At 39.6% G+C, this 13,126-nt stretch carries 8 protein-coding genes; 7 read left to right on the forward strand and 1 reads right to left on the reverse strand.

What is annotated here, in order from left to right:
* Nucleotides 1-10: 10 nt before the first annotated feature.
* The 7 genes from BHV72_RS01605 to BHV72_RS01635 are packed head-to-tail and all read left to right on the forward strand — an operon-like array spanning nt 11 to nt 11,407.
* Nucleotides 11-3,481 (forward strand): SusC/RagA family TonB-linked outer membrane protein, encoded by a 3,471-nt coding sequence (locus tag BHV72_RS01605; RefSeq protein WP_082431414.1) that lies wholly within the window; start codon nt 11-13, stop codon nt 3,479-3,481.
* A gap of 11 nt (nt 3,482-3,492) precedes the next feature.
* Entirely contained in the window at nt 3,493-5,049 is a 1,557-nt protein-coding gene (locus BHV72_RS01610) for a RagB/SusD family nutrient uptake outer membrane protein (RefSeq protein ID WP_022042715.1), read from the forward strand.
* A gap of 36 nt (nt 5,050-5,085) precedes the next feature.
* Nucleotides 5,086-6,129 carry a hypothetical protein gene (locus BHV72_RS01615; protein ID WP_005677463.1) on the forward strand — a complete coding sequence of 348 codons (1,044 nt, stop codon included), beginning with the start codon at nt 5,086-5,088 and terminating at the stop codon, nt 6,127-6,129.
* 38 nt (nt 6,130-6,167) lie between these two features.
* A complete protein-coding gene (locus BHV72_RS01620) occupies nt 6,168-7,181 on the forward strand; it encodes a TlpA family protein disulfide reductase (RefSeq protein WP_005677462.1) in 1,014 nt (337 codons plus the stop codon).
* Nucleotides 7,182-7,214: 33 nt separating this feature from the next.
* Nucleotides 7,215-8,930, forward strand: coding sequence for a S8 family serine peptidase (locus tag BHV72_RS01625; RefSeq protein WP_122264979.1), 1,716 nt, complete (start codon nt 7,215-7,217; stop codon nt 8,928-8,930).
* A gap of 1 nt (nt 8,931) precedes the next feature.
* Nucleotides 8,932-10,098, forward strand: coding sequence for a pepsin/retropepsin-like aspartic protease family protein (locus BHV72_RS01630; RefSeq protein ID WP_022042712.1), 1,167 nt, complete (start codon nt 8,932-8,934; stop codon nt 10,096-10,098).
* Between the two features lie 13 nt (nt 10,099-10,111).
* Entirely contained in the window at nt 10,112-11,407 is a 1,296-nt protein-coding gene (locus BHV72_RS01635) for a thioredoxin domain-containing protein (RefSeq protein WP_055172861.1), read from the forward strand.
* Between the two features lie 733 nt (nt 11,408-12,140).
* On the opposite strand, the gene trxB is transcribed toward BHV72_RS01635, so the two are convergent.
* A complete protein-coding gene (trxB, locus tag BHV72_RS01640; protein WP_005677457.1) occupies nt 12,141-13,091 on the reverse strand; it encodes a thioredoxin-disulfide reductase in 951 nt (316 codons plus the stop codon).
* Between the last annotated feature and the right edge of the window lie 35 nt (nt 13,092-13,126).

Genomic DNA, 13,126 nt, shown 5'->3' on the forward strand with positions numbered 1-13,126 from the left:
ATCTTCACTTATGATTCAGGCACAAGACAACCAGAGAATATCGGTTGATCTTAGAGAAGAGACTTTAGAATCAGTACTCTGGTACTTGCAAAATCGAACAAAATTTATCTTTATGTATGCAACTGAAGATATCGCTAACATTACTGATATCAGTGTAAGAGCAAAAGACAAAACAATTACCGAAATTTTGGACGAATGCCTGGAAGGAACTAATCTCACTTACGAAATTTCAGGTAGTGCTATCGTTATCAAGAAAAGAAAAACTGACAAAATCACTATTAGCGGTTGGATACGTGACACAAGCGGTGAAGCACTTCCGGGAGCTACGGTCAGTGTTCGAGGATCAAAGCAAGGAGCTATTGCCGGATTGGACGGACACTACACCTTTAGCATTCCGGCACAGGAAGGACTAATATTGACCTATTCGTTCATCGGAATGGAAAAGAAAACAGTCAAATATACAGGAAAGAGAACCATCAACGTCACTCTAAACAATTCCTCAAATACAGAAATAGACGAAGTAGTGGTAACCGGTTATCAGAACATCCAGCGACGTGACCTGGTAGGTTCGATCACTACCGTCAAAGCCAAGGATATCATAATGCCTTCGTATACCACTATTGACCAAATGTTACAAGGACGTGTGGCAGGTATGGTAGTGACCAATACCAGTAGCCGCGTAGGTACTGCTCCCAAGATTCAGATTCGTGGTACAAGTACACTATTAGGTAATCAGGACCCGTTATGGGTAGTAGACGGAATTATTCAGGAGGACCCATTAGAATTGGATGCGACCTCTCTAATGACCAATGACTTAAAAAATATCATCGGTAACCAGATATCTTGGCTGAATCCGGCCGATATTGAAAGCATCAGTATTCTAAAAGATGCTTCTGCAACTGCTATTTACGGTTCAAAGGCATCTAATGGTGTCATTGAAATTACTACTAAAAAAAATACTACTGATCGTTTAAGCGTTAATTACACATCCAATTTTATAATAGGAACACGACCTAATTACGATCAGTTCAATTATATGAATTCAAAAGAAAGGGTACTGTTCTCACAAGAAGCTTTCAACTGGGGAACTCCTTACAGTGCTGAACCTATCAAACAAATGTACACGTACGAAGGATTATTGAATATGTATTTATCACATGATATATCCTCTGAAGAGTTCCTTGCCCAACGGAATGTTTTGGAAACACAAAACACAGATTGGTTCAAACTACTAACCCGCCGCGCTTTCAGCCATAATCACAATCTAAGTGTTTCCGGCGGAACAAACAAATACAGTTATTCGGCTTCTATGGGATATTCCAAAAGCGAAGGACAAGAAATTGGAAATGATAGTGAACGCATGACCGGCCGTCTTGCTATTACTATACGTCCGGTACAGAAACTAACCATAAATGCAGCTATCAATGGAAGTGTAAACACGAATAAAGGATTTGCGGGAGGAGTCAATCCTTTAGGATATGCCACTACCACTAACCGTTCAATAGACCCTGATGTCTATTATCAGATGAAAGCCTCCTATCCATATAATGAAGGAGTAAGATCGTTATCATACAATTTCATTAATGAACGGGAGAATAGCGGCTCAAAATCAGCATCCAGCTATCTGTCCGCCTCACTTGACTTAAAATGGAACATTCTAGACTGGCTGACTTATCAATTCACCGGAGGATATTCGGATAATAATAGTACAAACGAGGCATGGGAATCGGAACGGACATTTTACATTGCCGAGAATTATCGCGGATATGACTTTAACTCGGTTTCACCAGCCAGTAAAGAATTCAAAGCCGCCTTACTTCCTTTTGGTGGTGAATTGTTTACTAACAACACACATCAATACTCTTACAACATACAGAACAAGTTGCAATTCAGTAAGGCTTTTAATGATGAGAACCGATTGAATGCACTAGTAGGTATGGAATTGCGTTCTACTACCAACAAAGGAATCAACAATACGGTATGGGGATATGTTCCCGATAGAGGAGAAGTCATCACAAGCCCGACCACCTTACAAGCTTTCGAACCGATTACCGGTTCTCAAAACAGCGGTTGGGGCATTCTACAAAGAATATATGACGGTGGTTGGAGAAAAGTTAATACTACGGATAATTTCTTCTCTGTATTTGCCACACTGGCCTATTCATTCAAAAATCGCTATGTAATAAATGCCAATGTACGTAATGACGCATCCAACCGCTTCGGACAAGATACCAATCATCGTATTGACCCAACCTACTCATTTGGTTTCTCATGGAGGGCTTCAGAAGAAAGGTTTATGAGAAAATATGTGGGCTGGATAACTAACTTAAACTTCCGCGGCACTTATGGTATTCAGGGAAATGCACTCACACGTCTTAGCCCGGATCTAATTCTGAATCAAGGAACAGTAGCTGATCTATACAATAGATATCAATCTACTATTTCCCAGATTCCGAACCCGACTCTGTCTTGGGAACGTACCAAATCATGGAATTTCGGAATCGATCTGGAATTATTTAATCTGTTCAACATGAATCTGGAATATTACACAAGACGCTCTAATGCGATTGTCGAATTAGACCTGCCTTATGAATATGGAATTTCTTCTATGAAACGTAACGGAGGTATTATCCACAACAGAGGTATCGAATATACATTGACTTTTACTCCGATACAAAAACGTGACTATGCATTAAGTGTCAGCCTGAATGCATCTAAAAACTGGAACGAGGGCGGGCATACGGATATCGAAGTCAAGGCTAGTGATTTTCTGAACGGACGCTCGGATATCATACTCAAACAAGGTTATCCCCTTAGTAGTTTCTGGTCATACTCATTTGCCGGTCTGAATGGACAAACCGGAGAACCTCAATTCAACCTTCTGGATATTCCGGATGACCAACGAAGCCGATTGATAGACCCGACCACCTACCTGGTTTATTCAGGGCAAAGAGATCCCTATTTTACAGGTGGATTAAGTTTAAGTTTCCGGTATAAATCACTGACTCTGAACAGCAGTTTCTCACTCTTGCTTGGCAACAAAAAACGTCTGCCCTCGCCCTACTCGCAGTTTAGCAGTTCCTACTATATGCCAGACCCATATACGAATATAAACCGTGATTTGTTAAACCGTTGGAAAGAGCCGGGAGACGAAGCACATACTATCATACCTTCACTGCCTAAGGGCAATATGTCTCTCATACAATTACCTAATGGAGAGAGTACTTTCAAAATCCCGGTATGGGAGCAGTCTGATGCTATGGTTGTAAGTGGTTCATTCCTACGCTGCCGTAATATCGGTTTATCTTGGCAAATGAAACGCGAATGGTGCGAAAAGATATACATGAAGAACTTGTCACTCAACTTCAACATGGATAATATCTTCGTTATCGCCAGCAAACGTTTCAACGGGTTCGACCCGGAAATCAGCAATAGTGTACTTCCGCGCAATTACTCACTAGGTATTAACATTGGTTTCTAAAAAAATAAAAGATGAAAAAATTTATATATACAATTATAGGAATCGTTTTATTATCACTGTCCTCCTGCTCCGACTTTCTGGAACCGAAATCCCAAAGCGAATATGTTCCTAAAGACGCTAACGCCCTCCAAGAGATGCTAATCGGCAGTGCTTACCCCCAACATAAGTCAGGCAACAATTTACTAGGTTTTTTAAGTTTCCTCGATGATGATGTCCAGTTCCACAAAACCGGGTATGAGTTCGATTCCAACTCATTAGGATATGTAGAATCCAAGAAAGCAGTTTTCACATGGCAACCGGATATGTTCTTCATAATGGAAAAGAACAGTCCCGTTGTTTACAATATCTGGGAAGGTTACTATAAATTTATTTTAGGGGCAAATGCCGCACTTGATTATATTGGTGATGTAAACGGAACAGAAGCTGAAAAGAACTATGTGATTGCCCAAGCTTTAGGTCTAAGAGCATTCTACTACTTCATGTTAGTCAATCACTTCGGTGCACCTTATAATTATGACAAGCAAGCAGCGGGAGTACCTCTTAAATTGACAAGTAACCTACTGCCCGAAGAAGATTTATTAATGACACGTAATAGTGTAGAAGAAGTTTATAACCAGATTATAGAAGATTTGAGCGAAGCGGAACGGTTGTTTCTCACTTTATCGAAAGATAAGCAATACGAACCGAACTATTTAATCAGCCTTCCTATGATACAATTATTGAAATCCCGTGTTTTCCTTTACATGGAAAATTGGAAGGATGCAGCGATATATGCCGACAAGGTAATCAATGAGTGGTCTTTCTCTTTAATCAATTTGAATAATCTGCCTTCTACGTCAACAGCAGAACCTTATTACAATTTCACGTCTTTGAAATCATCAGAAGTAATCTGGCTATATGGAAATGTATCTGATCTCACAGAATTTAATAACGAAACAGTATCTCGTGAAGAGGAAGACCCCGATTATCCCGGTTGGGGAATAAATATTACCTACTATCGGAAAGCCTTCACAGCTTCCGATGATCTGTTGGAAAGTTTTAAAGATGGAGACTTAAGAAAAGAAAAATACATAGCTAAAGAATATAACAGAATAAATAACAGTTTTTATCCGGACTATTACAGTTCTTTCGGGAAATACCAACTATCTGCAATGGGCGAGCCTAATGGTTCAGAGAATTTTGCACTCTCTTTTAGACTGAGTGAAGCATATCTGAATCTTGCAGAAGCTGCTGCCTACAATAACGAAGAAAGTAAGGCGCTTTCAGCTATGAGAACTTTATTGGAGAATCGATACGAACCAGAAAAGTTAGTTGTCCCTGCCGGATTGACCGGTGAGACGTTGAAAAACTTCATCAAGGCAGAAAGAAGAAAAGAACTCTGTTTTGAGGGACAACGCTGGTTCGACCTGAGACGCTACGGAATGCCTCAAATCACACACGAATGGGAAGGTAAAACATATACGCTAAAATCTAACGACCCTTCTTATACCATGCCGATTCCGGATGAAGTATTGATTAAAAATAAAAGACTGGAACAAAATCCTTTGGCTCCTAAACGAGAAAACTAATGCTAATAATTTCAGTAACTTAAAAAAGAAACAAATATGAGAAATATATATTTATTATGGGGACTCCTCACTTGCATAGCATTCACCTCATGCTATGAAGAAGATGCACTTACCCCCACAGAAGGAGGCATTGAATTACGTTTCAAAGTTCCCCAAGGAACGAATAGCTGGGATGATGACATCTCACAAATACAAAAAGATTTCGGCGTCTATCTGATTTATAAAGATTTGCAAGATGAAGATTTCAATCGTAGCTGGACAGGAGGTGCATCCACAAATTATAAAGGGGAAGGGTGTATCAACGATGAAATGGCGAAGTTCTATACGGAATTTATGAAGAAACATGTATTCTCCTACCTCAATAACGAAAAGTGTAAAAAGGTTACAAGCAAATTATTACCGTTATATTGGTATATGGCTTATAATGTGCATATAGCAACGGAAATAGATTTGGGAGCAGTCGTTATCAAACAAAATAATGCCATGCACGAAATCATTAATGGTCTGGATTACTGGAGTACCTGTTTATTCGGACCTCAGGCAGAAATGACCGACAAATATATTATGCCGGACGACCAAGTAACGTTCAGCCAACGTCGGAAAATGATTCTCGGTAATATCATAAAGGCTGCTGTAGAAAAAAGGCTAATTACCATTCCTGAAGAATTCAACCGTGGTTTGGATTACGTGACTCCTATATCATTCTATTTTTGGGAAACAGACAGTCCTGATTTTCACTTGAACAGGGGATTTCCAGGTACTGTAAATACAAATAAATTCACACTGAATGAAGAATATGACGGCAGCAACCCGACCCGGGAAGCAACATTTGCCGGATATGCCTTACTATCATTATATTATACGGAAGCCGAAAGTACCGAAAGATACAGTCAATTCCCGCTTATTATTGAGAAATTCGCTTTCGTACGCAAATACATGAAGGAGAATTATGGAATTGATTTGGAAGCCATAGCTAAAGGTCCGAATGACTGGGATATTCAGCCTCATCCAGAAATACCGGGTAACAACGATGAAGACGGTGGAGACGATGACGATCCCTGGCCAGGATTTGACTGGTAACTATTCTCCTGTGACGATTATTATTTAAATACAATTCTATGATATCAACAAAGAAACTTTTCATTTTATTTTTTTCGTCCTTCTTATGCGCCACGACAAGTTCGTGGTGCAAAGATGGACTACAAATTAAAGGCAAGTTAAGAATACTGAAACCAACCACTTTGCAAGTGAATGACCTGAACGGAACACTTATTCTTAGCTGTGAACTCCAACCCAATAAAGAGTTCGCCACAGAACAGAAGCTGATTCAACCCGATATCTACACATTGCGAATCGGAAAAACGGAAGAAAAAATATATTTCGAGAACCATGAAGTGAACATCATCGGCTACTATGATGAGACAAATCCCGAACAAAGTTCCCTGTCGTTTAAAGGTATCGACTCGTTTCTCACTCTGCAAGAATATTTACCCGCAGATAAAGACCCGGACACAGCAACTGTTTCTCTTCCGGCTAACGCACAACTGTCACCTAATATGGTATCCGCGCTTGCTTATCTGGCCAATGTAAATGACTATTACTCTAATAAGAAATTATTGGATATGATTTCCGATGATGAGCGAAACTCTTTATCTGCCCGCTGGCTGGTAGAAAGAGTCAAAATCCTTTCCCACCAAATTATTGGTGCAGAATGTCCGGACTTTACTTTCACGAATGTCAATGATCAGAAGGTTAATTTAAAAGACTTTCGCGGTAAAATTGTCGTTTTGGATTTCTGTGCTTCCTGGTGCGGCCCTTGTCGTAAGGAGATGCGTAGTATGCTAAAAATATATAATGAACTGAAAGCTGACGATTTGGAGTTCATCAGCGTATCACTAGACGATAGCCAAGCTAAGTGGAAAAAGATGCTGGACGAAGAAAAACTTCCCTGGGTAATGCTGTGGGATAAAACAGGCTTTCCGAAAAGTAATGAAGCTCCAAGTGCTATCCAGACAGCTTATGGCTTTTATGCCATCCCTTTCCTTGTAGTCATTGACAAAGAAGGAAAACTAATAGCACGTAATGTCCGCGGAGAACAAGTACGTGAAGCCATATTAAAAGCTAGAAATTAATCTGACTATATAAATATCATAACTCATCCTACAATGAAAAAACTTATATCCCTTATCTTATGCTGCCTTATTTGTGGAATTACATCAGCTCAATTAATAAAACAAAAAGTTGAAAAACAAAAAAAACAATCCGAACTGGACTGGTACAATTGTTCTTTCGACAGAGACAGTGTATATGGCGCTGAAGTTAACAAAGCCTATGAATATTTGAATGCTAACAAAAAGAAACTCAAGAAAAGGCCGATTGTCGCATTAATCGGAACCGGAATGGACGTGGAACACGAAGATCTGAGACAGGCTATATGGATCAATCCCAAAGAAAAATTAAATCAAAAAGATGATGATAGAAATGGTCTCATTGATGATATTAATGGTTGGAACTTCCTCGGGGGCAAAGATGCTCAAGTTGTGGAGTCTTTGACGAGAGAAGGAGAACGTGAATTCTTCCGCTTGAAAGATAAATATGCAGACTATATTTTTGATGGGAAAAAGTATTATAAAATTATTAATGGAACACGTCAGGAAGTAGCTGCACCGGAAAACATGGAAGAATATAACTATTATCGATATAAAGTAATGCCCGAATCCAGAATAGGAAGTACTTACAGTGGTCTGCAACTTGCTTATGTCATCGAAGAATACGTTGAAAAATTTAATAGAGACATGAAGCAGCGCTTCCCTGGAAAAGAATTAACCGTCGAGGAGTTTCAAAGTTGTTATGACCCTAAAGCGGAAAGGGACAGCCTCTCTGAAGTAGCCTTTGTATGTACAGCCTATTATTTCAGTTTATATAATACAGATAAATGGGAACCTGTATACCAAAATATGGGTAAGAAAAGTGTGGAAACAGCTAAAGCCTCTTACGAAGAAGCCTTAAGAAAATATGGTACGGACCAACGGAAAGAAATTACAGGTGACAACCCAATGGACATAAATGACAACAATTATGGAAATAATATACTACTTACATCCGATGCAGCAACCAACATAATGAAGGCAGGAATTATAGCTGCTAAACGTGACAATAAAATAGGAAGCGATGGCATTGCCGATCAAGCAGAAATCATGACGCTACGTATCTGTACAGGAGAAGGGGAACCTTACCTGAAAGATATGGCATTAGCCATTCATTATGCAGTCAGCCACGGAGCAGATGTGATTGTATTGCCTGAACAGAATATGTTATACCCCGAGGAACAAAAACAATGGATAATCCATGAATTGAAAGAAGCGGAAAAGAAAGGAGCCATAGTGATAGTTCCCGCGTGGAATACATCTATCGATATGGACAAAGTAGAATTCTTCCCGAACCGGAAAATGAGTAAAGACAAAGAACTCACCAATCTTATGATAGTCGCCTCTTCTGATAAAAAAGGAAATCCGGTTATGGATACAAATTATGGAGCAAATACACTAGATATCTATGCTCCGGGAACAGATATATATTCTGCATACATGGGAGACACTTACCGAACAGGAACAGGAGAAGGACTAGCGGCCGCTACCGTAGCCGGAGTAGCCACACTCATAAAATCTTATTTTCCAAAGCTTACCGGCTCACAAATCCGTGATATTCTATTAAAAAGTGTAACCTCACGCAAAGGAGTAGAAGTAGAAAAAGGCATTCGAGTAGACGACAGACCTTCACAAGATTTATTCCTTTTTGATGATTTATGTATCTCCGGAGGTATTGTTAACGCCTATCAAGCTATTCTAGAAGCAGAAAAAATGAATTCGCAAAAGAAATGATATGAAAAGAGCAGAGATACTCACCGGTTTATGGCTGTTAATGTTTCTAATCTATGGAAAGGAATGTATGTCGCAAATCCAAAATAAGGTTTGCGACACTATTCCCTATGAATTGGTACACAACAAAATCATTATTCCTGTCACAATCAACGGCGTTAAAACGAAATATATCGTCGACACCGGTGGCAAAACCGGAACGATGTACGATATAGCCCTTGAAATGCAGGCAAACGCTGCAGGATATACACGCATTTCTGATGTGAACGGACAGGGACAAAACTATCAAGAAGCATATGTCTCCAATGTATCCATCGGCAATAGTTACCAAATCAAGCTATTAAAAACAATGGTGCTGCCCAAAGATCCTTTTTTCACTGATTTAGGAGTCGCCGGCATTCTCGGTGGAGACGCATTCTCACAATCTGTAGTAACATTTGACTCTCGCTATAGAATCATGGTCATCAACTATCCCTATCGCCCCGAGAAACTGAAACTAACAGACGGAGTTCCTCTTCTGGATGAAACGGAATATCACTCATTTATCACTGTCAAGCAAGAAGAACAGACTATGAAAATATTGTTTGACACTGGTGCAGAAGGTTTTCTACTATATTCGATACAAGATTATAACAGGCTGGCTGATATATCCGATATAAAAGAAACAAATCATGCACATGGGATTGTCTCTGCCGGATTAGCCGGACTGGGAAATCCTGTAGAAATCAAAAAACTGAACATACCTTCTATTCGTATCATGGATAAGGAATTCACAAACATAGGCTGCACGACAAGCGTAATGAATGAAACAATCATAGGAGTAGACTTGCTGAAATATGGAAAAGTGATTATAGACTATATGCGTAAACGCTTCTTCTTCCTCCCATTCGAAAAAGGGAAAACTGATATGGGAGGTGCTCCCGTTCTTTGGAATGTGAGTATATTGCCACGCAACGAACGATTTGAAATCACAACGATATGGGATAGTATGAAAGACCAAGTATCTTTCGGTGATCAGGTAATCAATATCAACGGAACCTCATTAAGCAACTGTCCGATGAGCCAGATTGCTATAGAAGAGATAATGAACGCTATTCCCGGAGATACAGGATATATTATTATTAAAAAGGACAATCAGGAGAGAAAAATAGAAATCAAAAAAGAAAGATAGACTTTAAAACAATATGAATTTGAGAAATATGATAATAAAAATACATATATGTTTGATTGCTTTTTGTTTTATTTCAGGCATAAAAGCACAAACACAGAACAGTATGACGGAAATCATTCCATTTAAAACAATCGATGGAAAGATTATCATAGAAGCCAATATAAATGGAGAAACAGCAAATTTTGTACTTGATTTAGCCGGACATAATGCATTACTTCCGGAAGCTGTCAACCAACTGAAAATCAACACGAAAAACGCCAGTAGTTTTGGAAGTTATCAGAATTTCAAATTCAAACAGGTTCCCGTAAAGAAAATCTATGAAATAGGAACCTTAACTATTGGTAATAATACATTCAGCAATAGTCTGCCAACATTCATATTAGAAGATGAACCTTATCTACGCAAACTGGGAGTAATGGGAGTATTGAATTCTGCAGTATTCCGAACTTCCGTCTTGACCATTGACATGCGACGAAAAAAGATCACTATCACTCAGCCGTACCGACCTTCGTACATGAAACTAAACTATAGAGAAAATTTTGAATTGATAACAGGTTTAGGTATAGTATGTTCGATATCGATTCAAGATAAAACAATTTTTCCTATTTTAGATACATGGAGCGACGGATTAATCAACCTCACTGAAAAAGACTTTAACGAGTGGAGCACACTTTATCCGAAGGGAACTCCGCAAAAAGTTTCAATCGGCTATAAAGAGACGGCACAAGAAGAAGAAAGCCTGACCTTACCGGAAACAATATTCGTGAAAACAAAGATAGACGATGCCTTTGCCGTGAGGAATCCATCTCTGAAACATTCTGTTTTAGGAAAGAAACTATTGGACTACGGCATTTTGTCCATTGATTATGTTCATCAAAAAATATACTTCCAGCCTTTCGACTTGGTTCCTATTCCCGAATCGGAAGCTAAAGTAACGGAAGTCAAAGCGGAAGACGGCAAGATGAATCCGATTACCCGCCAATTCTTTCTGGAACATATTTTTGATTACCGGACAGGAAATGATTTCGTTTATAATGGAGACAAACCTGTGGTTGTTGACTTTTGGGCAACTTGGTGCGGCCCTTGCATGAGACTGCTTCCGAAAATGGAAGAATTGGCTGAAAAGTATAAGGGAAAAGTCATGTTTTATAAAGTGAATGCGGATAAAGAGAAAGACTTGTGCAAACATTTCGGAGTACAGGCGCTGCCGACTCTTTTCTTTATTCCGGTAGGCGGCAAACCTATCGTCGAAGTCGGAGCTACTCCGGAGAAGTACGTGCAAATCATTGAGGAACAGCTTCTCAAATAATAGCAATGGAGAAAGAGGTATTGATGCCAGCCACCATTGCCTATGTATTCAGCTTCAAAACGGAAACAGGGTATTGACTTTTCCTTTTTTATTTTGTATATTTGCAGAAACGAATCAGAAACAACAGGTATGAAACATACAAAAATAAAGACATAAATCATCAGATTGCATACACGCAAGTGTACTGTAAGAACTAACAATGGGGTGAAGTCTGCAAGGATTTCGCCCCATTTTGTTTAAATTCTTCACCCATTTTTCAAGAGTTCAGCCAATAATCGTTTATAATAAACTTAAGACCCGTTTATAATAAACGTTCTCACTTTTTATTATAAACACAAGGTCTGTTCTTTAAACAACTTGTATAAGAAAGAGAAACAAGATTCATTCTTTTATACGCATAAAGCAATAGGCACAAATAATTTTGTACAAACAGAAATTACAAATTTGTCGTGTCAAATCTATTTATAACTTAACACACATTTTAGGATCATGAAGGAAAGTATTTCTCTTCTTCTTTTATCTTTATCAATGGTCCGGAAGTGATTCCTGCCGAATTATGGCTGGACGAGATTGAAGCGTATTAACCAAGTGTAAATCATCTTAGAGTAAACCCAATATAAAAAGAACGGTGGACACTAGTTTCTAACCGATGTCCACCGTTTTTATTTTAAGAGTTACCACACCGGAATTGTGTGATTACTATCCTTCGGTTTTATACTGAACATTATATTTATCAGATAAGTCCTTTTGCAGAAAGGTAACGTTCTGCCTCAATAGCAGCCTTACATCCGCTTCCCGCCGCTGTAATAGCCTGACGGTAATGAGGGTCGGCCACATCTCCGGCAGCAAACACTCCGGGAACTTTCGTACGCGGACTGGCACCATCTGTAATGATATAACCCACTTCATCCGTATCCAGATAATCCTTGAATATATCAGAATTCGGTTGATGACCGATAGCCAGAAAGAAACCGTCGATAGGCAGGCTGTAACGTTCCTCATCCGGTTCACCCCAACGTTTCACAAGGTTTACACCTTCCACTCCATTGTCACCGTACAAACCGACAGCATTGTGTTCAAAAAGAACTTCAATCTTCTCGTGATTCATCACGCGCTCCTGCATAATCTTCGATGCACGCAGGAAAGGCTTACGGACAATCAGATATACTTTCGATGCAAGTCCGGCAAGATAAACCGCTTCTTCACAAGCCGTATCACCGCCACCGACTACGGCAACCACTTTCTTACGATAGAAGAAACCATCGCAGGTAGCACAAGCGCTGACACCCATTCCTGCATATTTCTTTTCGTCTTCCAGGCCCAAATACTTAGCTGTTGCCCCGGTAGAGATAATCAACGTCTCCGCTTCGATTTCTTTTTCTCCGTCAATCGTTATTTTATAAGGAGCCTTGCTCAAATCCGCTGCAGTAGCAATACCGAAACGTACATCTGTCCCAAAGCGGCTCGCCTGTGCACGCAAATCTTCCATCAACTGCGGTCCGCTGATACCTTCCGGATAACCGGGGAAGTTTTCAACATCCGTAGTTGTCGTCAACTGACCGCCGGGCTGCAATCCTTCATAAAGCACCGGACACAAGTTTGCACGTCCCGCATAAATCGCTGCCGTATATCCGGCAGGTCCTGAACCAATAATCAGGCACTTAACTTTTTCTATTTCTGCCATTTTAATTATACCTTTATCGTTTTGTTATTCAAAAA

This window comes from Bacteroides sp. 43_46 (assembly GCF_001915455.1).
Classification (GTDB): domain Bacteria; phylum Bacteroidota; class Bacteroidia; order Bacteroidales; family Bacteroidaceae; genus Bacteroides; species Bacteroides caccae.